Consider the following 23,612-nt stretch of genomic DNA (forward strand, 5'->3'; position numbering starts at 1 on the left):
GTTCCCTCCTCTCACGCTGTATTATCCTTACCCATAAATTTAATGTTGATTATGGAAAGAACAAGTGTAATTAAAAATAATACGACTCCAGCTGCACTGGCATATCCCATATTAAGACGATCGAATGCTTCTGTATAAATATAAAAGACGAGTGTTTCTGAGCTATGTAATGGCCCCCCACCAGTCATAATGTAAATCTCTTCAAAAACTTTCATTGCTGCGATCGAAGACATAATTGTTACGATAAGCACAAATGGCATCAGCATTGGAATCGTAACTCTTGTTACCTTTTGCCACCAGTTTGCACCATCAATATCAGCAGCTTCATACAGATCATTGGGGATAGACTGTAGACCAGCTAGGTAAATAATCATATAATAACCAAGCCCTTTCCAAATGGTCACAACCATAACCGCAAAGATTGCAGTCTGTGTAGAAGTTAACCAGTGAATTGGCTCGGAAATGATATTTAATATATCAAGCACGTAGTTTAATAGACCATTTTCTTTATACACCCAATCCCAAGCTATCCCAGCAACTACTAAAGAAGTTACTACTGGAATATAGTAAGCCGAGCGGAAGAAACCAATGCCTTTTAATTTTTGGTTAACCAACACAGCTAAAAATATCGGTATAATCACGAGTGCCGGAACGACACCAATTAAGTAGATAAATGTATTTGTTAATGTTTTCCAGAATAAATCATCTTGAAACAAATTTTCATAGTTTGTGGTTCCTACAAACTCAGCGTCTGCAATCATATTATAATCAGTCATGCTTAACCAAAAGGCCTGGAGCATTGGATAAAATATAAAAGCACCTAATATGATTAATCCTGGCAGCAAAAACAAGTACGGTGTAAGCTTATTTGTTCTCAAATCATTCACCCTACCTTTTGGATTTAGAAATGATGCATTTTTTTACATTGTTTTATAAAAAGAAAGGGGAGAGACTACTCTCCCCAACTAATCTACTTGCTTATTTACTTAAAATTTCATTCCATGCTGCTTCTGCTTGATCCAACGCCTCTTGTGGGCTCATATTTCCAAGCATTGCTTCTGAAATAGCATCATACATGGCTTGACGCAACTCATCATAATTATCCATTGGCTTAATTAGCAACTCAGACTCATCAAGCTGTGCAGCAGACTGAATACGAACTAAATCTACTGGCTCTGCATCTTCACCTGCTTCAGTGAAATATGGATCCTCTAACGCTTCAACTGCAGACGGAAGAATCGGTGTTAACTTAGAAAATTCGAGTTGATTTTCTGCATTCGTCAAGAATAAAGCAAACTTAACTGCTGCTTCCTTACTTTCCGTTTGTTCAGGTACTACAATGTTTTGTACACTAATTGTCTTTTTGCCACTCTCTCCAGTAATACCAGTGGAAGGAAGTGTGTTCTCATAAATATCAGGAGCGTTTTCTTTAATTTGGGAGATAAACTGAGATCCCATAAATGTCGCAACCTGTCCTGCCTGATACATATCAATTGTACTTCTTTGATCACCTGTTAATGCTTCACGTGGAATTAAGTCATCCTGATATAGCTCAGTAAAGTATTCAAATGCCTTTAAGCCTGCATCTGTATTGAAGGCCGCTTTTGTTCCATCTTCATTTGTTAAATCTGCTCCCATTTTAACCATATGCTGTAACACTAAAGATAGATCAAGTGATGGGAAATAGCCGTATTTACCTGTTTCTTCTTTAACTGTCTTAGCTACTTTCTTTGCATCCTCATAGGTTACCGGGATGTCTTTTTCAGGATCAAGACCTGCTTCTTCATAAATTGCTTTGTTATTAAGGGATACTTCTGTAGATAAGTACCATGGAATAGCAAAGGTTGTACCATTAATTTGGTTCGCTTCCCATGCACCTTGAACATATTTCTTTTGATCTTCTTCAGCTACTGCTTCATCCATATTTACCAATGCATCCAAGTCAGCCAATTGGGAGGCAAATGTAGGGTTTAAGTTAACTACATCAGGAGCTGAGTCAGAGCTAACAGCTGTTAATATTTTTTGGCTTAAATCTGCTGCAGGCACATCCAACCATTTCACCTTGATATTTGGATTTTCTTTTTCAAAATCAGCAATAACACCTTCAATGTAATCTGTGAATGTTGGTTTTAATTGCATTGTCCAAAACTCAATAGTTGCTTCCTCTGAGCCTCCAGACTCCTTCTTTTCTCCATCTTTTGCTGAAGAATCATCACTATTGCCACATGCTGACATAACAAGCATCGCTATGATTAGCAATAAACTAATTAAACTTTTTTTCTTCATCTCCTAAAAAACCCCTCTCAAATTATCAAACTCTTTTTTTGATGCAAGATTCCGAATTCTTTTTATGTACTTAATCTCTTCTTAACTCTGTTTTGAGCCAAAAAGTAGTATTGCTATAAAACCCCCTTTTTGTAAGCCTTTCCAACAAAACCGATAGAAGGCTACCTTACTATTTGCTTTGCTGATTGAATTATATAAAAAAATATTGCGTTGGTCAATAGGTTTTAATGAAATTTTATTTCAAATTTACTATATTTCGACAAATTATTCGTAGATTGATAGGGTAATAGTTTTAGCACAAAGAAAAAGCACAGTAGGTCTATTACTGTACTTTTATCAAGGAAACTTCATTATATTCATCACCCCAAATGCAGAACAATCCCCGGGCCAAAAGGTATTCCCAGAAATACAAATGCCAGAAGTAAAAGAAATCCATACGAGTGGAAGATCAAGTCATATGAAAGCATTAAGCATTCAATGTTTCAATCCCCTACTTTTTTGTTTTATTCCTTCATGAATTCAAGCACGATTTATAAAGTACAAATCGGTGTAATGATCTTCGTTAAGGAATCGGCAATACGATAGGCTGCTTGGATAAATGCCGGATAGTAATCGAGGAAGTAAAACATCTTTTAAAATAACGGTGTTTCAATAGCCGTTGTGCAGATTTTACTTACTTTAATATGGCCTTAACAAAACTGCTGAACAACTAAAAGCAGCTAATTTATTTATACTTTTTAATAAAACTTGGTGATATAAATTTTAAGGAACTATAACATTTCAAATCCACAACAACACATTCCTTTGTTTGAGTGACAAAGTCAACTTCACAAATACTACTATTTTCTACACAGTCTGTGTCTTCATCTATAATTGATTTATTAGGCTTTAAAAGTTGGAATACAGCACAATTATTTTTACAATCAACTTTTACTACCCTGAAAAATACCGTTGCAAAACACTGATTTGTGCCAATCCTTCCCCAAGTAAAAAATGGATGTCCATAAGGAGTTTGTATTATGAAAGGAATTATGTCGCTACATACTGGTTGTTTTGATTTTTTTAAATCACAGGTAATGTTGTACTCTTCGTTTTCCTTCTCCCGCTCCACAATTTCGGACAATACTTCACAAAGACATGTATTGCAATAATTGATATCTTTAGACTCCTGCTCATCATCATGCTCAGAATAGGTGCTATTATCTTCAAACAAGTATGATCACTCCTTCCATAGGAGACCTTTATCCATATTATATTAATTTATTTATTAACTGTGTTGGCCTTTGACCTAATATATATAAATAGGGCGTAAGCGGAAATTACAAAAAAAGCTTACGGTAGCAAGACTGATTACATACAATATTAAAACAGAGTCATAAGGGGTGAAATAATGTGCCATCAGTGTGGTTGTAACAACTGTAATTGTATTGGGCCACCAGGAAAGCGGGGGAAAAAAGGGGAAAATGGATCGCCCGGGCCTCAAGGGCCACCTGGTCGTCAAGGACCTCCTGGACCAAAAGGGGAAAATGGCGAAAAAGGGCCACCTGGTCGTCAAGGACCTCCTGGGCCAAAAGGGGAAAATGGCGAAAAAGGGCCACCTGGTCGTCAAGGACCTCCTGGACCAAAAGGAGAAAGTGGTGAAAAAGGGCCGCCTGGTCGTCAAGGACCTCCTGGACCAAAAGGAGAGAAAGGCGAAAAAGGGCCGCCTGGTCGTCAAGGACCTCCTGGGCCAAAAGGGGAAAATGGCGAAAAAGGGCCGCCTGGTCGTCAAGGACCTCCTGGACCAAAAGGAGAGAAAGGCGAAAAAGGGCCGCCTGGACCACCGGGGCCACCATCACCTCCAAAACCGCTTTGCTGCCGTTTTTTACTAGAGCATTCTACCCAATTAATCCCTCCTGCAGTTGCAGGCTCCACTGTTGTTGACAAAACATTATCTGCAGAAATTGTCAAAGTGTGTGATGAGGTAGTAGTTATTTGTGGTTTACTAAACAAGCAAATAGAATATCAGGCATTAATAGAATGCGAACTGGTTTCTAACTATACCATTATTGATGAGGTTCCATTTACTTGTATTATTGATAGAGATGATATTAAAGCGAATGATAGTTTCACAATTACCTTTTTGGATGTTATTTGTGAAATATCCGGAGAAGAAGCAAATTTTGCTACTGATAAAGAAACTGGCCAAGAAGTGGCCTTCCGATACGCTGAAAAAGAAATTATTAAAATTTGTATTGAAAAAGTAAACAAATAACTATGAAGTCGTGGTCATGAAATACCCCTTTCAGGTAGTCAGTTAAATAGAGAATGTTTACTTTCTATCCCAAAAGGGGGTTTATTTATTTTTTATTGTTTGCAGAGTCACTAATCAGTATATCAAAGTAATCCTTAAACTTTTGACATTGCTTCGACCAATGCCAATTTTTTATTTGAGTTAAATTCTCTTGAGAAAGCTCATTTAATATCTCTCTATTATGAAATAGAGTTAAAAGTGATTTCTTTAATTCTTCTTTATCTCTACCCTTCAGCAGAAAACTTCTTTGTTTTTCTCCTAACACTTGCGGCACAATCCCTACATTTGTAGATATAACCGGGACTCCACACGCCATCGCTTCTAATACAGGGTTGGGCGTCCCTTCAATCTTAGACATGCAGATAAGAACATCTATTTTTGAATAGTAATCAACCATATTATCGTGTGAAATCATTTTATGCACACGATCAGCATAATCTCCTTCGATTTCAAACTCCTCTTGAATCAGCTCGTTTACAGCAGGATTAATAAATGTCCGAAACCCTTTGAAGTCCTCAATTTTAATTCCCCACTTACTGTTGCCCACCCAACCTACTCGTAATGGCCGTTTCAATTGATTAAACCGGTCTAAGTTCTTAGGATAAAACAGATCTGGGTCCACCCCATCTTCAATGGTCATTATAGGAGCTGGGTAATCGTCTATACCTTTATAAATCTCGTATAGCTTTTTTGAACAAACATAATAGCGAAAGTTATTGAACATATTTTTTCTTTTTTGAATGGACTTCTCTCCAAGAAATAAATGATCATATACTGCTGTGGATAATATTTTGTCTCTGTACCGATGTATAGGTATATAAGATATAATCTCTCTCCATAAAAAATGCAGAATATCACAATCCTTAATTTGTTTGTGGAGTTCATCTGCATTTTTATTGCAAGCATTAAAACTAACAATCTTAAAATCGTAACAACCACTCAAATGTTTTTTAATTTGCTTTGCTATATTTGCAAAAGCCCAGTTATCTCGGTCAGTAATTAGAGCAATCTTAACCTTTGACATATCTGGTCGCACCTCCATTCTGAATATATTTAATAGGGTATTATATGCTTTTAAAGAAAATTTGGTTGGTTGTGGTGTCCTATTGGCAGCTATATACTACCTATTTCCCCTTTCAATGGGCCACAGTTGCCACTTTTTCTAATATAGATCATACAATGTAATAAAATGATGGAGGAAGAATAATGACAAAGAGACTAAAAATTCTCATATTTACCGGGGACTTCCAAGAATATGTAGCGCCTGTATTTTATTATTTTTTATGCGAGCTGGAAAAAATAACTGATCTTACTGTGTGGCATGAATCTGGAGACATTAACAATATATTAGATCAACTGAAAGAAAAACCAGATTTTATATATTTTAATGAGTATGGCGAAATGAACTCACCTGTCATCACAGGTTTAAAAGATTTAGAGATCCCCTTCGCAATACAATTATTTGATTTACATTACCAGATTAATAAACGCAAAAGAGCTATAAGAGATGAGAATATTAAACATATATTTACTGTATATCGTGATTCCTTTCATGTATGGTATAAGGAATTTAGTGATCGAATGTATTGGTTGCCTCATCACATCAATACAGAAATATTTAAAGATTACGGACTTAAAAAAGAATACAACTATTTATTAATGGGCGCAATGTCAAGACGCACCTACCCGTTACGAAATATGATTGTTGATAGAATGAAAGACAACCCAGGATTTGTTCATCATAAACACCCAGGATACAGGAATATTAAAGATCATGAAAAGAATGTTTTTGTAAGAGAGGCATATGCAAAGGAAATTAATAAGGCAAAAATCTTCCTGACCGGAAATTCCAAATATAATTATCCCCTTGGTAAAAATTTCGAGGTTCCAGCATGTAACACCTTATTGTTGGCTCCTCCCTCTAACGAGTTAAAAGATTTAGGCTTTATTCCAGAAGTTCATTACATCCCTATAAATAAAGAGAATTTTGAGGAAAAGGCAAAATACTATTTGCAGCATAAATGCGAAAGAGAAAGGATCGCGAGGCAGGGGATGGAGATGGTCCATGAGCGGCATTCTACATCTAAACGTGCAGATCAATTTGTGAAAGTTATTAAAAAAATTATTTCAGATGAGAAAAATAATTAATGAGCAAATGCTTTTTTGAAGGGAGGAGTTACTTATTGAGAAATTAACAATAAAACATTACCAAAACCTGAAACAAATAGGAAGAGGCTCTCATGGAAGGGTCTACAAGGCATATGACCCTATTAAGAATAGAAATGTCGCCATAAAAGAAGCTGTCAAAAGAATAAAAGATGCTGAACATGAAGCTACGGTTATGAAAGCTTATGGTAAATCTCCTTTTTTGCCAACTATCTATGATTACTTTGAATATAAAAATACTTCATTTATTGTAATGGAATATATTGAAGGAAAACCAGTTGGCAAAGGAGATTTTAAACGGCCTTCTGAAAAAAAAGATGAAAAACTCAGTGTTCAAATCACTATTAATACATTAAAATCGCTCACCTCTATACACAAAGGTGGTTATATTCATAATGATATAAGACCAAAAAATATTATGCTTCAGAATGATAATCCAGCTACTTTAAAAGTAATCGACTTCACATTAGCTAAAGAATTAAGTCCTAAACACCTTATTCAGACAGACTTACGGGATGCTGCACGATTATGTATATTTTTATGTCATGGTTATTTTCCCGATTCATTATCAGAGCTTCAATTTAAAAATGACAAATTACAATCCACCTTATTGAATTTTCTGCACCCCTCAAATGAAACCTATGATCAATCAAGTGATTTTATAGCAGCACTTCAGCCATTTGTATAACATAGAAAGAACTCACCTCCCTGAATCAGAGAGGTGAGTTCTTTCTATGTTATTAAGAGATTTATATAGCTTTATAATAAGATGACGTTATCTAATTGATTATAACGACTTGTTACATTCCTGGTATCTATGACTAGATTTGAATGATCAATGATATTCTGATAATCTACAGAATTATGATCTGTTAAAATTAGAACACAGTCTTGAATTTTAATATTTTCTTCTGTAAGGACCAGGGACTCTTGCTGAACAGAACCCAGGCTTAATTCGGGTACATGCGGGTCATGATAGGTTACATCGATACCCAGGTCATCCAGCAGTTTAAAAATCTGAATTGCTGACGATTCTCTGATATCATTTACATCCTTTTTATAGGCAACACCTATAATTAGAATTTTGCTTTTATTTATCGGCTTTAAAAGATGTTTTGTTACTTTTTCAACTATAAATGCTGGCATATTGTCATTTATTTTTTTTGCAGCTTGAATAAATGAAAGGTTTACCCCATGATGTTTTGCCTTCCAGCTTAAATAAATTGGATCTACGGGTATACAGTGACCGCCGACTCCTGGACCAGGAAAATAGGGTGTAAATCCAAACGGTTTTGTGCTGCAGGCCTCAATTACTTCCCATATATTCACATCTAATTTATCACATAGGATAGCAAGTTCATTCATAAAAGATATATTAATCAATCGTTGTGCATTTTCGACTAATTTACTGACTTCTGCTACTTTAGAAGAAGATACATTAATTACCTTATTAAAGACAGACTCATAAATTTCTTTTGCATAATTTGTACAAAGTTTTGTTTCACCTCCAACAATTTTCGGTATATCTTCTAATTTATGAACTTTCTGTCCTGGATTAATCCTTTCGGGAGAATAGGCTACAAAAATATCTTTTCCGACTTCCCATCCTTTTCCTTGAACAAGAGGTACGATCTCTTCCTCTGTTGTCCCCGGATAGGTGGAGCTTTCCAGAACAAGCAGCTGCTCTTTTTTCAAGAATGGCAAGGCTGCTTCGATTGCTCCCTTTACATACTGTAGGTCAGGTTCATCTAAATTATTTAATGGAGTAGGAACACAGAAAATAATAGCGTCAACCTTGGATAAATAGTGATAAGAAGTACTCACGCTAAACAAATCATTTGTGAACAATTCATTAATTTGTTCATTTGAAAAATCCGCTAAATAACTGGTATTTTTTTTCAACAAACTAATTTTATTTTGATCTGAATCTATCCCATAAACCTTATGACCTTTATTTATGAATAATTGGGCCAATGGCAGGCCAACATACCCTAACCCTACTATTCCTATTATTAATTTGTGTGTCATAATGATATTCCCACGCTTTCTACTCATTGAATTTAAAAAATGTTTTAATCATAGACATAAATGAAGACGCTTGAGGTGTTTTCTTCACCAATTCATGGACTGCCTTATAGTTTTTACCTCCGGCAGAAAAAGCACCACGTTCATTTGTTTTACTCAAAAACCATGCAATTGCTTCTACATGATCTCCAATAAACACTTCATTTTCCTTGTTATCAGGCAGGGCAGTTTTTTTTACAGAAGTTTGGATAGGAATTAATTTATAGTGGTTCATAAAAGCTTTCGTTTGTGCCAAGGGAGGAATCGCTAAGGAGTCATATCCGATATCATTTATCACCGTTCGTCTTATCGCATGAGGGAACGAGTAAATGGAATTATTCCAAAGAGTAGGCTGAGATAAAAGAATATTTAATAAATAGTGCATGGTACACTGTAGACCAATAGGGTTATCATCTAGAGATGCGCTTTGATCAATTAGCGCAATGTCTGCTCCTGCATCAAGCTCCTTGAATATCATTTGATAGTCTTCCGTGCTGAATGCCTGAAGTGGATCTGTAAAAAGAACCACTTCACCGCTTGAATAAAAAGCACCTATAGACCTTGTGATACATGGTCCAAGACTTTTATTCAGTGGTATTACGTACGCACCTTCCCGTAAAAGTGCTGCAGATTTTTCTTTATCTTCATCATAAGTCACCACAATAATCTCATCTGAAGCCGCCTCTTTTAAGCGCTGAATATGCATGGATATTTGTGTAAGCGGGGCATTATTTTCATCACAAATAATGGCACTTTTTTTCTTTTGTCTCTTCTTTTTATGAGTTTTAAATTGATTAATAAATTCGCGATCCCGGTAATCTGCAACCCCTGCTCTTTCACCCTTTAATTTAATTAAGTAATGAATGGCGGAAAGATGGTCCCCAATAATAATGTTCTCCAGAGGTACATACGGAGTATCCGTGGATATATTCAGGTGGAGTTCAGGACGTACTTTATTTAAAGCAATAACATCGAGATATTTTGGGGTAATAATATCTAATTGTTCTTTTATCGCCTTCCCCTGGGCTAGTGGAGGAATGGCAAGATTATGCCAACCTATTTTTTTAAGTGCATCTCTGCTAATGGAATGCGGAATGGCCACCAAAGAATTTATTGTCAATTCAGGAGCTTCATACATTTCATTAAGCGCTTTTTTTAAAATTGATATGGAATGAGGGCGGTGGGGTTCCATTAATAAACCCTCCAGATTATTAAGAGCTATATCTGCACCATTCTCAATGGTTTCTATAAAGGGTATTAAATCCTGGTAAGGAATTACCATATCTCCATCCATAAACAATAAAATGTCTCCCTTTGAAAAATACGCTCCTATCGCTCGACCGATATCATGGCCTAATGGATTTTCATAATAAAGAACAACACAATCATGGGATTCTGCAATCTCCCTGGAACGATCTGTAGAACCGTTTATAACAGTAATGACTTCGTATGGATGAAGCATAAATACTTCTTTTAAAACTTGATCCAGTTTCTCTCCCTCATTTCTTACGGGAATAATTACGGATAATTTACTCATTAATCTACATACTCCTTTCAACAGCGTAATCCAATAACGCCTATTAGCATGCTTAAACAACTTCAATTACAATTACAATATGCTTAGAAGAACACTGGTGTATAGGCTTTGAAAGTCTATATACTAGGTAAATAAAAAAGGAATCTCAAGTACTGATTCCTTTTTTTATTTACTATTTATATGCTGTTTCGATATCTCTTTACTGTACCTTCCTTATGCAAACTTTCAGTATTTCCTTTTCTTCAAATTTCCAGGCAACCGGATATTGAGAGAATTCCGGATGATAACCGAAATTTTTAGGTGTGTCAAACACATCACATAAGAATGCAGCTCCAACGATTTCAAACTCATCGTTTTCGTTGGCATCGTCACGGTCTATAAAGCATTGGAATGGAATATCATCTTTAACATAATGATCTATGATAGAAGTGTCACCAGAGCAGTCTTTTTTTAGTGTTTTATAATAGATCGTCTTATGCACTGTTCCACAAATAATCACTTTTTCAGGACACACTTTTTCAATAGCAACATCAAAAGTTTTTTTGTGGGTCACAGGATATTGCTCAGGACGATCTGGATTAAATAAAGCTGGAGGCACAAGCTGTGTCTTTCTCTCAATTATAATTTGACAACAGGATTGGGGATTTGCAACCGGGCATGGTCTCGGGGAAGGAGTTGTGGTAACAGGAGGGGTGGGCTTTGGGTATTTTTTCTTTTTTTGTCTGCATTTATAATGTCCTCCTATCTTATCGGCTTCTTCTCCTTTATCATTATAAAAAGTTGCTGCAACTTGAACTCCCATCCCCTTATTAATTGAAGTTAATGGAGCATGAAGCCAACTTTGTCCCTCACTTCCTTCTTTACTATCCAACTCTATCGTACATATTAATTTCTCGTTTGGTCCTAATCCTCTATCTGTATTATCCTCAATGAGGTATTCAAAGTCCTTTTCCATGTTTTCTTGTTTGTGGATATTAAAATTTGAAGCGTTATTAGCTTGAGTTATCTTTTTTATCCGGATAGGTAAGTGACCAGTATTAAAAAATACTTGCCTAATATTAAAATTTGTTTCTGAAGGTAAGGAAGGACTTGTATTAGTAACCATAAATACCGCCTCATTACTATTTGGCAAAATCTCAACATCAATAATTGCCGTTAATACTTCCCCATTGTCCCCTATACCTAATAATTGGGAATATAATTCCATGACATTCTCTCCTTTTTTGAACATAAAATATACTACATCATATGAATAAGGAAATGACTTGTATAGACATAAGACATTGCCTAAGGGAGTGTTGACAATTAATTATCCAAATACTAATTTGGTTTCAATTATTATACCTGCAAAAAATGAAGGTATTTCAGTTTATAATACACTTAAGTCTCTTTATCAAAGCAAAACCAATATATGTTACGAGGTAATTGTCGTTGATGATCATTCAAATGATGGCTGCTGTGACTTTATTCACGCTGATGAACAAACAACTCTTATTCAAACAAATGGTCTGGGTGCTGCCATGGCGCGAAATATAGGAGCCAGAAATGCAAAAGGAGATATTTTAATTTTCTGCGATGCTCATTTATTCTTTCAGGATTTTTGGATTGACAGACTAATCGAGCCAATTAATAAGCTGATTTGCGATGCAATAAATCCAGGAATTTCGGATGTATATAATCTTAAACAAATAGGCTATGGATACAAGTGGAATGAGAGGTTAGAGGCAAAATGGAATACTGATTTGACTGAGCTTTCACCAGTCCCACTTCTTGCAGGTGGCTGTTTAGCAGTAACAAAAATCGCCTTTGAGCAGGTAGGTGGCTTTGAGCATGGTTTTAAGACTTGGGGACATGAGGATGAAGAGCTCTCTTTAAAATTATGGCTCTTTGGATATTCATGCTATGTGGAGCCGGATGTAATTATTATGCATGTTTTCCGTGAAGACGAACCTCCCTTCCCACTATCCTGGGAGGACATTGACTATAACTTTTTACGTATGGCCTATTTGCATTTTAACGAAGAAAGACTCATAAAATGTCTCAACTTTATTAAACATACAGATTCTAAAAAAATTAAAGAAAGCGTACTATCTGGTGATGTATTGCAACAAAGGAAAAGGTATAAACAAATAAGAAAGTATGATGATGATTGGTATATGGAAAAGTTTCAAATTCCTATTTAGGAGTGGATTAAGATGAAAAGAGCTGTGGTCGTTTTCTTGGATTCCAAACCAGATCAAATAAAGTTGTTTAAATGTCTATATGCTTCCTTTGATTATATTAAATCAAGCGATACTTCACTAGTGGTTTTTGGAGAAGCATCTGTGATGAAATGGGTACCAAAGAATTGCATCAAGGTACCTGTACAGTTAGAGGATGACCCAGCTATTTATAGTGAGTACCCCTATATTTATTCCCTATCCTCTCTCACAAAAAAAGAAGCTTCTATTCTGCTTCATTTTGATTGGATTTTAAAAACAGATGTCGATACATTTTTAACACCTGCATGGAATAGCTTCCACCCGACAGGCTATACCGTGGGAAAGGGAGCATACGCAAGCACGAAGGAAGTAAAAAGCAGAATTATAGAGATCTCCAACCAATTCAACCTTCGTCATCAAGGTCGCTTTAATATCGGATCTACTCATTATGGAAAGCCTTCACTACTTTTAAAAGTAGCCGATACTGCAACTGAATTGACCAAGTATCTGTTATTAAAGGAATTCATTATTAATAAGGGGGCATGGCCAAGTTGGTACTTTGGTGTCTGCAGCTTATATGCCTCAGATATAGCTGTTAACCATCACGTTGATAACATATCTATTTCCCCAAATAAGTTGGATCATCCAAGTACTTCACCAAACAGTATCTACCACCACCCTCATATCCATTGTTGGCATACCGATCATCTTTTTTCAAAATTCGCTTACCTTAGAGGTGACTATGACAACACAGATCCTAAAAAACTAGATATGAATAAGGTGCATGATTATTGCTTATATAATGCCATTGCTACTCAGGATTAATGTATTTCTATAGAAGAACCATTATAAGCCCTCTCATTTTTTTAATAAATACATATTCTAAGTAATAAACAGATGAAGAAGGAGTCAAAGCTATGAAAATCCTAGTAACAGGCGGTGCTGGTTTTGTTGGTTCACATATAGTGGATAAATTATCTGAATTGAATTATCAAGTAGTAGTAGTTGATAATTTAGCAACAGGCAAACATGAATATATTAAACCAGGTATTAGATTTTATCCTATGGATTTGCGTAATCGGGAATTAGATCAAATTTTTCAAATTGAGAAACCTGATGTCGTCATCCATCAAGCTGCACAAGTTTCTGTCCAAAATTCCATGAAAGCCCCTTTAAAAGACTGTAGCATTAATGTTATGGCAACAATTAACCTTCTAGATTGTTGTGTGAAATATAATGTAAAGAAAATCATCTATGCATCCTCTGCTGCCGTTTATGGACCAGCTGCAAAATTGCCAATTAGTGAACAAGAGACAGTTTCCCCCATGTCCTTTTATGGATTATCCAAACTAACTTCTGAGCAATACATTCAAGCATACTCTCGCCTTTATCCATTGGAATTTACAATTCTACGGTATGCAAATATATATGGTCCACGGCAGAACACGCAAGGAGAGGCTGGTGTAATTGCTTTATTCGTACAGCAATTTATAAACAATCAAAATATAGTTATATACGGAGACGGAACGCAAACAAGGGACTTCATTTATGTGGAGGATGTCGTTAATGCAAATATAGCAGCAATCAACAATGGGAATAACCATATTTATAACATTGGAACAAATCAGGAGACCTCTATTAATAAGGTATTTAAAACTATTAGGGAACAAGGGAATCAAACGTTACAGTGTACTTACAGACCTAAACAACCCGGTGATATTGAAAGAAGTTGTCTACTCAATAAAAAGGCTCTAAACGATCTAAAGTGGAAGCCTTCCACATCATTAGAAAAGGGAATAATTAAGGTTATTGAGGATTTTTCCAAGCGTTAAGATGATAGTGACCCACATAATGTTTTCTTTCCTTCTAAAATGAGGGTCCAACCATCCTACATTAATTATCATAAAATAAATTATCCTGAAAAATGGGGGCGATTCAATTGAAGAATGTTTCTGTGTTATTTCCTTATAAATCAGATCGTGGACCAAGAGATCGTATATTTGAATGGGTGACTTCATTTTATAAGGTAATGATGCCAGATGCAGAACTTTGTATTGGTGAAGGTACTTGTCAAGATAACTTATTCTCTCGTTCCAAGGCAATAAATAATGCGGCGAAGAAAGCTACAAAAGATATATTTATTATAGCTGATACGGATATATATTATGACCCAAAAATAATTGAAAATTCTTTGGCAGCTTTAAGTGAATATGAATGGATCATACCTTATTATAAGATTCATAAATTAAGTGATAACACTACTGAGAAAATACTAAGCGAAGATCCCGCGTGGCCTGTTCACGGTGAAATTACTGACTCTACTATCATAAAACAAGCAAGGGTCGGTGGGTTAAATGTTATTCCCAGGAAAAACTTTGAATTAGCAGGCGGATTTGATGAACGTTTTTGCGGATGGGGCGGTGAAGATGATGCTTTTGGGATAGCAGTTAACACTTTATGTGGAAAGTATCAACGATTGGGAGGTGAAATATTTCATTTACATCACCCTACATTGAAAAGAAAGGGAAACCCAAACTACTACTCTAATAAAACGCTTACTAAACACTATAGAGATAATAAAGGAGATAAGGAAGCGATTAGAAAACTAATAAACTATAAGCGGAGTTGATTAAATTGAAAGAGGTTTCTGTTCTCATTCCATATATGACTGATGATAAGCATAGACAAGAGGGATTTAATTGGCTAATTAAATTTTACGAAAAAATGATGCCGGAAGTCGAAATATGTATTGGAGAGGGGCGTTGCAAATCTGATTTATTTTCTAAAGCAAAGGCAATAAACCATGCAGCAAAACAGGCAACTCGAAACATTTATGTAATAGCGGATTCCGATATTTTTTATGATCCAAATCTTATTACAGAGGCAATTAATTTACTAAAAGAACATCCTTGGGTCATCCCATACCACAGAATTCATTATCTGAGTAAAAATAGTACAAAGAAATTAGTAGAAACGGACCCGGCATGGCCAATACCTATAAACGTTGATGCACATACTCCAAACAAAAAGAAAAAAGGAGGTATTAATATAGTAACAAGAACGTGCTTTGAGACAATTAACGGATTTGATGAAAGGTTTTGTGGATGGGGAGGCGAAGATGAAGCATTTGTTCACGCAATGAATGCCGTCTTTGGTAAGTATGTACGTTTAGATAAAGACATCTATCATTTGTGGCATTCACGTGGTAAGTCCGCAAGTGGCAATCCGTATTATCAAGATAATAAATTGCTGCATGCACGATATCGATCAGCAAGAAAAAGTAAAGAAGCAACAATGAAACTTGTAAACGAACAAAACAGATTATAAAGGAGGTATTTTTTTGTGCAAAAACCCTCACGGAAAGAATGGCTAAGACTTAAAAAAATGGGTTACGCAGATGTTCAGGGGCAAGAAGGTATCGCTGTGGAATCTATGTATCAGGGTGGGGATGTATATGTGCGAAATCAACTTGGAGAACACAGCTTTCTTCCACATAACATTCAAGACATAATAGAAGCTGGTATAAAATCATTAGAAAAAGAGATTATTCCAGTACAAAAACCAGATATCATCGCAGAAGAAATACGAAAGTCTATCGAGCTAAGCCAAGGATTCTCAGTAATTAGTTTAGGTGATGGCGAAATGATTGCAATGGCACACGATCTACTACTGCCGACAAAAGAACTGATTAAAAATCCGCGGTTTGTATATCCTGAGTTACTGAAGCACAGCCCCAAAGGTCACTATCCCCTTCTTCACACCGGTATTACAATTCCAAATCACGATGTCAGAGAGTTACTGACAAATAACGTATTAGAAGCTGATGCAGTAGGAATACCTATCGCTAGATATCCAACTTACCAGGGTTTATTTAATCAGCTGGCTACACATCATAAATGGCCATTGAAAAAAATGCTTTTAACTACATCAGCAATTGGTTATCGACTTAATAACACACCAATTTACAATGAACTTCTTACTAATCATAAAGTTCTTCTGATTGGAAACCTAATGAGTGAGGCAGAACAATACTTTAAAAATGAGGGTTACACAAATATTGTTGGGTCGATTCCAGTACCCGGGTTTGATTCACATCCATCCGTCCTGGAAAAAACCAAAGACTATGACTTTGATGTTGCATTGGTGGCGGCAGGAGTTGCCTCTAACATTATATGTGTTCAGCTAGCAAAAAGAAAAAAAATCGCCATCGATATTGGACGCTTGATCGATGAGTTATTATCAGGTAAAAAGTCGATCAAAAGATAAAGACTTTTTATATATTTAAATAGTGGCTATAGATTACGATAGAAGAAGTACAGCAACCTAAAAGTTACTGTACTTCTTTCATTTTTAATATGTGATCATTTTGCTTTCCTCACCCTAAATGAACTCCAATCCCCGGGCCAAAAGGTATTCCCAGAAATACAAATGCCAGAAGTAACAGAATCCATACGAGAAGGAAGATCAAGCCATATGGAAGCATTAATGCAATCAATGTACCTATCCCTGCTTTTTTGTCATATTCCTTCATGAATGCAAGCACGATTATAAAGTACGGATTCATTGGTGTAATAATGTTTGTTGATGAATCGGCAATACGATAGGCTGCTTGGATAAATGCCGGATGATAATCTAAGAAGTAAAACATCTTTAAGAAGATTGGTGACTCCAATGCCCATTGTGCTGAGCCGCTAAAGATAACTAAATTCAATCCTGCGGTTAGTAACACAAATGCAATTACTACTCCAATCCCAGTTATTCCTGCGTTCTCAAGAAAAGATGCTCCACTAACCGCAAGCCATGTCCCAATATTTGTCCATTCAAAATAAGCAATAAATTGAGCTGCAGCAAAAATTAGGACAATAAAGCCGGAAAGGTCTTTCATTGCCTCCCCCATAAATGCAGGAATCGATTTCGAGCTCGTAATCTTTTTCGTCGTTATTCCATAGGCAATACCCACCGTGATGAAAAAGAGCATGATGATTGGCACAATTCCTTTTAGAAATGGAGAAGGAACCATCCCTCCATTTTCATTTCGAAGCGGCGAATCCGGCCAGAAAATAACGATGAGCAACAATCCGATATACGCTAATGCCGCGAAGGCTGCATTTCTTAGGCCTCTTTTTTCTATCGATTGAACAGGCTCGAAATCTTTTTGCAGATCTCCCTCATATTTCCCAAGGCGAGGTTCGACGATTTTTTCCGTTATCAAAGCACCCGTAACTGATAATAGAATGACAGATACAAGCATGAAATAATAGTTATCCACAGGTGTTACAGTTACCGCGGTATCAAGAGTCCCCATCACTTCCGCTGATATCCCGGACAGCACGGCATCTGTATTACTTATAATAATATTTGCAGTGAAACCGGAACCTACACCAGCAAATCCTGCGGCAAGTCCTGCTAAAGGATGTCTGCCAACATTATAGAAAACCATTGCTGCTAATGGAGGAATAATTACGAAAGCTGCGTCCGCGGCTAGATTGCCAAGAATACCGATAAAAATAACGGCATAGGTAATCAGCCCTTTCGGCGCTTTTAGAATCGTGCTTTTTATAAATGTTTCGATTAACCCTACCTTATCAGCAAGACCGATTCCCAGCATGATTGCCAACACAATGCCTAGTGGTTTGAAGCCTACAAAGTTCTCCAGCATGGATGTCAGCATGTATTGAATACCCTCTGCTGAAACAAGGCTCTTAATTGCAACCGGCTTCTCTTCCCCTGGCTGCAAAAATGTGACATCAAAAGAAGAAATAATCCAGGATAACAAGATAACAAGAATCGCCAGACTCGCAAACAGCATAAACGGATCTGGCAACCTATTTCCTAACCATTCCACTTTGTTTAATATTCTAGAAATGAATGTATCAGAACCTTTCTTTGATTGCACAGCCATTCTCCCACCCCATTATTCAAAAATTTTATTATCTATGATAACATAATTATTCCTATGAAAATAGTAAGGATTGTTATGAAGCTGTAATTATTAGTTTGTAGCTTCTCTTTATTAAATTAGAAAAACCAGACACTATTCAGTATCTGGTTTTCCTTCTTCTTAAGCCCACCACATATCTACAGGCTTTTCTCTAATTAATATATTCTTTAAATTGCCAACCGCAGCCCGAAATCCTTCGTCTACTGACATGAGTGGATCCTCATGCTCAATACTAACAACATGATCATAACCATACGTCCTCAAAGCACTGACGATGTTGGTCCATTCCTCAATACTATGCCCGTAACCAACTGAACGGAAGGTCCATGCTCGTGTCTGGACATTGGAATAGGCTTGCATATCAGTAAGTCCATACATGTTTACATTATCCCAATCAATATAAGTATCTTTTGCATGAAAATGGTGAATTGCATTTTCCTTACCTAGAATTTTTATGGCCGCCACTGGATCAATCCCTTGCCACCAGAGATGACTTGGATCTAAGTTTGCACCCACTGCATCATTTGTGGCCTCTCTTAATTTGAGCATCGTGTAGGGTGTGTGAACTAAAAATCCAGCATGTAATTCGAGTCCTATTTTCACCCCATGGTCCTTGGCAAATTGCCCTTGCTCCTTCCAATAGGGGATTAATCTTTCCTCCCATTGCCATTCCAAGATATCCGAATAAGCTGTTGGCCATGGTGTTACTGGCCAGTTTGGATACATTGAATTCTCATTCGAACCAGGCGTTCCAGAGAACGTATTTACAACAGGAACATCCATCATCTCAGCAAGTTTAACAGTTTTTATAAAAATATCATGGGAATCCTGGGCATGTTTTTTATTTGGCGATACTGGATTGTCATGGCAGCTAAATGCACTGATGGTAAGCCCTCTTGAGTGAATCTTCTCTAGATATTCCTTACGCTTATCTTCACTCTTCAGTAGTTCATCCATATTACAATGTGCATTTCCCGGGTTTCCGCCTGTACCTATTTCCACAGCATCAAGTCCAGCATTTTTTACATGATCCAGCATTTCTTCAAAGTTTTTGTCTTGAAATAAAACTGCAAATACTCCTAATTTCATCTTACGGCCGCCTTTCCACTATGAGAGTTTTACACTTGTTCCACTTTCACTACTTTGATAAATTGCCTCAATTATTTTTGAAACCTTCATTGCTTGTTCCGGCTTAACAACTAATTCACTTTCACCGAGACAGCTATTTACGAAATTTTCCGCTTGCACTACTCCTGCCCTTTTTTCATTATGCTCGGCTTTTGCCGTTGTTTCCATCATGCTTCCAAGCTTCGGCTGATATAACTCGAATGGATACATATTTAAACCACCTTCTGCTCCGGAGACGCTTAGATGAATTTTATCTTCTTTAATATTAGCAGCCCATGAACATTCAAATAGAACAGATATGTCATTTTCAAAGGTAATATATGCGGAGACATGATCATCTACTTCAAATGTTTGATAATTAAAGGACCCCCAATCATTAATTTGGATGGGTGATTTACTCAAACGATTATATGTTTTTCCAATGACCTCTACAGGCTCGGGGTCTCCTAGTAACCAAATAGATAGATCAAGCAAATGACAACCAAAGTCTATCAAGCTACCCCCGCCTTGCAATTCTTTATTTGTGAAAACTCCCCACCCGGGAACTTTTCTCCTTCTTAAAGCTTGGACTCTCGTGACAAGTGGATCACCTATTTGATTCTCCATCACTGCTCTTTTGGCTATTTGACTAACCTCCGTGTAACGATAATGATAGCCTATCGATAATAACTTCCCAACTTTTTGAGAAGCTTCAATCATTCTTTCACACTCTTCCGTAGTGATGGCCATTGGCTTTTCACAGAAAACGTGAACACCAGCATTCAAGGCTGCTATAGAAATTTCAGCATGGAATTTGTTAGGCGTACAGATTGTTACCGCATCTACTACCGCAAATAATTCATGGTAGGTGGAAAATACATGCGGTATATTATACTTTTTCGCAACCTCATCTGCTCTTTCCTTGTTCATATCATTTACTGCCATCAAGGTTACTTTGTCCTGTAATTGTAAAAATGCTGGAATATGCCTTTCTTGAGCAATGCCGCCGACTCCAATAATACCCATACGTAATTTTGTCATTATTTACCCTCTCACATTGCTGATTTTATTTAATTCACTTGATTCTATTGCACTTAAAATTATTTCTAATGATTTCTTCCCTTCTTCACCTGTAACCAGTGGCTCTTTATCCTCAAGAATGCTTTGCACAAAATGATCAATTACATGTGTGGTAGTCTGTCCGCCAGATTCATTTGTTTGAATCTCCCCAAGCTCATAATTAACCACGTCACCGTTTTTATATTGGGCAACCAAGGAATACGTTGGGTGCTCCTCCAGCAGTAAGATGGCATTTTCTCCATAAATAATTGTCGAGTTATCCTCCTTGGCGTTGTATGCCCAGCTTGCCACTAATGTACCTATGACTCCACTTTCCGATTTCAGAATACAAACCGCATTGTCATCAACATCTGTATCCCCTTTTGCACTTGTTTCCACAAAAGCTGCAATATTCGTAAATTCCTCGCCGAGCAGGTAACGTATTAAGTCGGCTTTATGTACACCTAGGTCACCCATCGCCCCAATAAAAGCTTTGTCTTTTTCAAAGAACCAGCTATTTCTCCCATCCGCGCTCCAGCCTTCTGGTCCGCCATGTCCAAAAGTGGTTCGGAAACTATAAATTTTTCCTATTTCTCCACTCAAAATTAATTCTCTTGCCTTTTGGTGTGAGGGAACAAAACGCTGATTATGAGCGATCATCAATTTCCGATTATTTATTTCAGCAGCCTGCAGCATGTTTTCTGCTTCCTCCCGCGATGTCGCCATTGGTTTTTCACAAAGAACATGCTTTTTCGCATTCAAAGCAGCAATCGACACTGGCGCATGTAAATAGTTTGGTAGACAAACACTTACCGCATCAGCGTCTTCATTTTGCAATAGCTCTTCATAGTCTGTATAGGCTTTTGCATGATATAGTTCAGCCATTTCATCTGCTCTTTCTTGCACGATATCACACACTGCGGTTATTACTACCTCAGAGTTTGCTTGATATTCGAGGAGATGTCTATGTCTTGCGATACTTCCACAACCAATTACTGCCACTTTCAATTTATCCAATTTCCTCACCTCTACTTATCCAATTTTTCTAGCGGTTGTTGATTTCCATAGGAATGTCTTGTTGTATTCGTATTTGCAGCCCATTTCACACCATTTATTATTACTTTCTGAATCTCCTTATTATGATATGTTGGATAGGACTCATGACCAGGGCGAAAGTAGAAAATTTTGCCACGCCCACGTTTAAACGTGGCGCCACTGCGAAATACCTCTCCCCCTTCAAACCAGCTAACGAACACTAATTCATTTGGTGCCGGAATATCAAAATGCTCTCCATACATTTCTTCCTTTTCAAGCTCAATATACTCACCCAGACCTTCTGTAATCGGGTGAGTTGGGTCAACTACCCACAAACGCTCCTTTTCATTCGCCTCTCGCCATTTCAAATCACACGTTGTTCCCATTAATTTTTTAAACACCTTAGAAAAATGTCCTGAGTGCAATACAATTAGCCCCATCCCCTCAAGGACATACTCCTTCACTCGCTCAGCAATTTCTTCACTTACCTCTTCATGCACCTTATGTCCCCACCAAATTAGTACATCAGTTTCAGATAACACTTCTTCAGTTAGTCCGTGCTCCGCTTCGTCAAGAGTTGCTGTTTGTGTCGGATATCCTGCTTCTTGAAGAAAATTAGCAATCGTCTGATGGATGCCATCAGGATAAATGTCAGAGACATTATCGTTTTCTTTTTCATGACGGTATTCATTCCAAACAGTTACTTTCAATTATTTCACTCCTCATCAGTTTTATCTTTCTATTTAACTAAAATTCTAGAACATAACATCATTTCACTTAGTTACTACATTTAATATAAGCTGAGAAGATCACAAGTTAGTCAAAATACACAGCTCTTCCTATTTTGGCTGATTCATAGATCGCCTCCAATATTTGGGTTACAACCAGCGCTTCACCCGCCTTCACTACTGGCTCTGAATCATTTAAAATAGCTTCAATCCACGTGCGCATCTCAAGATCTTCAGCATTTTCTGTTTTGCCTTCAAAAAACGCAACATTTTCCGGGTTCAATTCAACATTTGTCGTATATAATTTACCAAAGTCTTCTCCATGGATACGAAGGCCATCCATCATATCCGATCCACCTTCTGTACCGCTTAGGGAGCATTTACCTTCTCCTACATCCAGTGTGTTCAATGCCCAACTTGATTCAAGGGTTACGGTCGCTCCATTATGCATTTTAATAAATCCGAATGCAGAATCCTCCACCTCAAATGCTTGTGGATCCCAGGGGCCAAAAGCGTTAGCAGCTCCTCTCTTCCTGCCAAGCTTATGATAGACAGACCCCATTACAACATGTGGCTTGTAGTTATCCATCATCCATAATGTCAAATCAAGCGCATGTGAACCTATATCAATTAGCGGCCCGCCACCTTGTTTTTCAGCATCAAGAAACACTCCCCATGTCGGGACCGCTCTTCTTCTAAGAGCGAGAGCCTTAGCATAATAAATTTCTCCAAGGTCCCCACGCTTGACTGCTTTATACAAGTACTGACTGTCAGCACGAAACCTATTGTTATAGCCAATGGACAGTTTTTTATTCGTTTTCTCAGCAACTGCCAGCATTCTTTTGGCCTCTTCAGACGTCTTCGCCATTGGCTTTTCACACATAACATGCTTACCTGCTTCCAATGCTGCAATCGTAATTTCTGCATGAGATGCATTCGGGGTACAGACGTGAACAACATCAATCGTGGCATCCTTCAGCATTTCCCTGTAGTCACCATAAATTTTAGCATCAGCAGTTCCAAATTCTCTTGCAGCTGTCTTTGCTTTTAAGATATTACGATTGCAAAAAGCCACAATATCTACCGAATTTAACTTTTGAAGTCCTGGTAAATGTTTTTTCACAGCTATTGCTCCACAGCCAATGATTCCTACCTTTAATTTTCGCTTCATATATACACCAACCTTATTTTCTTT

At 37.1% G+C, this 23,612-nt stretch carries 23 protein-coding genes; 9 read left to right on the forward strand and 14 right to left on the reverse strand.

Annotated elements, in window-relative coordinates; genetic code table 11:
• Window positions 1-11 precede the first annotated feature (11 nt).
• The 4 genes from BME96_RS15310 to BME96_RS15325 all read right to left on the reverse strand — a co-directional run bounded on the left by BME96_RS15310 (window position 12) and on the right by BME96_RS15325 (window position 3,499).
• Window positions 12-878 carry a carbohydrate ABC transporter permease gene (locus BME96_RS15310; RefSeq protein ID WP_019375962.1) on the reverse strand — a complete coding sequence of 289 codons (867 nt, stop codon included), beginning with the start codon at window positions 876-878 and terminating at the stop codon, window positions 12-14.
• 100 nt (window positions 879-978) lie between these two features.
• Window positions 979-2,286 carry an ABC transporter substrate-binding protein gene (locus BME96_RS15315; protein ID WP_060679938.1) on the reverse strand — a complete coding sequence of 436 codons (1,308 nt, stop codon included), beginning with the start codon at window positions 2,284-2,286 and terminating at the stop codon, window positions 979-981.
• A gap of 530 nt (window positions 2,287-2,816) precedes the next feature.
• Window positions 2,817-2,915: an AbgT family transporter gene (locus BME96_RS20195; RefSeq protein WP_071649491.1), complete on the reverse strand. Its 99-nt coding sequence runs from the start codon at window positions 2,913-2,915 to the stop codon at window positions 2,817-2,819.
• A gap of 95 nt (window positions 2,916-3,010) precedes the next feature.
• Window positions 3,011-3,499 (reverse strand): CotY/CotZ family spore coat protein, encoded by a 489-nt coding sequence (locus tag BME96_RS15325; RefSeq protein ID WP_071649492.1) that lies wholly within the window; start codon window positions 3,497-3,499, stop codon window positions 3,011-3,013.
• A gap of 177 nt (window positions 3,500-3,676) precedes the next feature.
• On the opposite strand from BME96_RS15325, the gene BME96_RS15330 reads away from it, so the two are divergent.
• Window positions 3,677-4,540, forward strand: a complete 864-nt coding sequence (locus BME96_RS15330) for a hypothetical protein (protein WP_071649493.1) — start codon at window positions 3,677-3,679, stop codon at window positions 4,538-4,540.
• Window positions 4,541-4,625: 85 nt separating this feature from the next.
• Here BME96_RS15330 and BME96_RS15335 read toward each other — a convergent pair whose 3' ends face one another.
• On the reverse strand, window positions 4,626-5,603 hold the full coding sequence (locus tag BME96_RS15335; protein WP_071649494.1) for a glycosyltransferase family 4 protein: 978 nt from the start codon (window positions 5,601-5,603) through the stop codon (window positions 4,626-4,628).
• Window positions 5,604-5,785: 182 nt separating this feature from the next.
• Between BME96_RS15335 and BME96_RS15340 the strand changes: the two genes are divergently transcribed.
• Window positions 5,786-6,727, forward strand: coding sequence for a glycosyltransferase (locus tag BME96_RS15340; RefSeq protein ID WP_019375957.1), 942 nt, complete (start codon window positions 5,786-5,788; stop codon window positions 6,725-6,727).
• A gap of 76 nt (window positions 6,728-6,803) precedes the next feature.
• On the forward strand, window positions 6,804-7,433 hold the full coding sequence (locus tag BME96_RS15345; RefSeq protein ID WP_231478734.1) for a protein kinase domain-containing protein: 630 nt from the start codon (window positions 6,804-6,806) through the stop codon (window positions 7,431-7,433).
• 71 nt (window positions 7,434-7,504) lie between these two features.
• Here the strand turns inward: BME96_RS15345 and BME96_RS15350 are convergent, their stop codons facing one another.
• From BME96_RS15350 to BME96_RS15360, 3 genes are all read right to left on the reverse strand, one after another.
• A complete protein-coding gene (locus BME96_RS15350) occupies window positions 7,505-8,773 on the reverse strand; it encodes a nucleotide sugar dehydrogenase (protein WP_071649495.1) in 1,269 nt (422 codons plus the stop codon).
• A 19-nt stretch (window positions 8,774-8,792) separates the two neighbouring features.
• On the reverse strand, window positions 8,793-10,346 hold the full coding sequence (locus BME96_RS15355; protein WP_071649496.1) for a glycosyltransferase family 2 protein: 1,554 nt from the start codon (window positions 10,344-10,346) through the stop codon (window positions 8,793-8,795).
• Window positions 10,347-10,545: 199 nt separating this feature from the next.
• Window positions 10,546-11,553: an SPOCS domain-containing protein gene (locus BME96_RS15360; protein WP_071649497.1), complete on the reverse strand. Its 1,008-nt coding sequence runs from the start codon at window positions 11,551-11,553 to the stop codon at window positions 10,546-10,548.
• 58 nt (window positions 11,554-11,611) lie between these two features.
• Between BME96_RS15360 and BME96_RS15365 the strand changes: the two genes are divergently transcribed.
• From BME96_RS15365 to BME96_RS15390, 6 genes are all read left to right on the forward strand, one after another.
• Window positions 11,612-12,529, forward strand: coding sequence for a glycosyltransferase (locus tag BME96_RS15365; protein ID WP_231478633.1), 918 nt, complete (start codon window positions 11,612-11,614; stop codon window positions 12,527-12,529).
• Between the two features lie 12 nt (window positions 12,530-12,541).
• A complete protein-coding gene (locus tag BME96_RS15370; RefSeq protein ID WP_071649498.1) occupies window positions 12,542-13,372 on the forward strand; it encodes a DUF7164 domain-containing protein in 831 nt (276 codons plus the stop codon).
• 92 nt (window positions 13,373-13,464) lie between these two features.
• Complete coding sequence (locus BME96_RS15375) at window positions 13,465-14,379, forward strand: NAD-dependent epimerase/dehydratase family protein (protein ID WP_060679919.1); 915 nt, start codon at window positions 13,465-13,467, stop codon at window positions 14,377-14,379.
• Between the two features lie 107 nt (window positions 14,380-14,486).
• The gene (locus BME96_RS15380; RefSeq protein ID WP_083547486.1) at window positions 14,487-15,176 is read left to right on the forward strand and encodes a galactosyltransferase-related protein; all 690 of its coding nucleotides are present in this window, start codon (window positions 14,487-14,489) and stop codon (window positions 15,174-15,176) included.
• 5 nt (window positions 15,177-15,181) lie between these two features.
• Window positions 15,182-15,874, forward strand: coding sequence for a galactosyltransferase-related protein (locus BME96_RS15385; protein WP_231478634.1), 693 nt, complete (start codon window positions 15,182-15,184; stop codon window positions 15,872-15,874).
• Window positions 15,875-15,889: 15 nt separating this feature from the next.
• Window positions 15,890-16,813, forward strand: a complete 924-nt coding sequence (locus tag BME96_RS15390; RefSeq protein ID WP_019375947.1) for a GT-D fold domain-containing protein — start codon at window positions 15,890-15,892, stop codon at window positions 16,811-16,813.
• 109 nt (window positions 16,814-16,922) lie between these two features.
• On the opposite strand, the gene BME96_RS15395 is transcribed toward BME96_RS15390, so the two are convergent.
• The 6 genes from BME96_RS15395 to BME96_RS15420 all read right to left on the reverse strand — a co-directional run bounded on the left by BME96_RS15395 (window position 16,923) and on the right by BME96_RS15420 (window position 23,588).
• Complete coding sequence (locus tag BME96_RS15395) at window positions 16,923-18,449, reverse strand: AbgT family transporter (RefSeq protein ID WP_071649500.1); 1,527 nt, start codon at window positions 18,447-18,449, stop codon at window positions 16,923-16,925.
• Window positions 18,450-18,608: 159 nt separating this feature from the next.
• Entirely contained in the window at window positions 18,609-19,577 is a 969-nt protein-coding gene (locus BME96_RS15400) for a sugar phosphate isomerase/epimerase family protein (protein WP_071649501.1), read from the reverse strand.
• An 18-nt stretch (window positions 19,578-19,595) separates the two neighbouring features.
• The gene (locus tag BME96_RS15405; protein WP_071649502.1) at window positions 19,596-20,636 is read right to left on the reverse strand and encodes a Gfo/Idh/MocA family protein; all 1,041 of its coding nucleotides are present in this window, start codon (window positions 20,634-20,636) and stop codon (window positions 19,596-19,598) included.
• 3 nt (window positions 20,637-20,639) lie between these two features.
• Window positions 20,640-21,671 carry a Gfo/Idh/MocA family protein gene (locus BME96_RS15410; RefSeq protein WP_071649503.1) on the reverse strand — a complete coding sequence of 344 codons (1,032 nt, stop codon included), beginning with the start codon at window positions 21,669-21,671 and terminating at the stop codon, window positions 20,640-20,642.
• Window positions 21,672-21,682: 11 nt separating this feature from the next.
• A complete protein-coding gene (locus BME96_RS15415) occupies window positions 21,683-22,399 on the reverse strand; it encodes a ThuA domain-containing protein (protein ID WP_071649504.1) in 717 nt (238 codons plus the stop codon).
• 106 nt (window positions 22,400-22,505) lie between these two features.
• Complete coding sequence (locus BME96_RS15420; protein ID WP_071649505.1) at window positions 22,506-23,588, reverse strand: Gfo/Idh/MocA family protein; 1,083 nt, start codon at window positions 23,586-23,588, stop codon at window positions 22,506-22,508.
• Between the last annotated feature and the right edge of the window lie 24 nt (window positions 23,589-23,612).

The organism is Virgibacillus halodenitrificans (assembly GCF_001878675.1).
In the GTDB taxonomy this organism is placed as follows: domain Bacteria; phylum Bacillota; class Bacilli; order Bacillales; family Amphibacillaceae; genus Virgibacillus_Q; species Virgibacillus_Q halodenitrificans.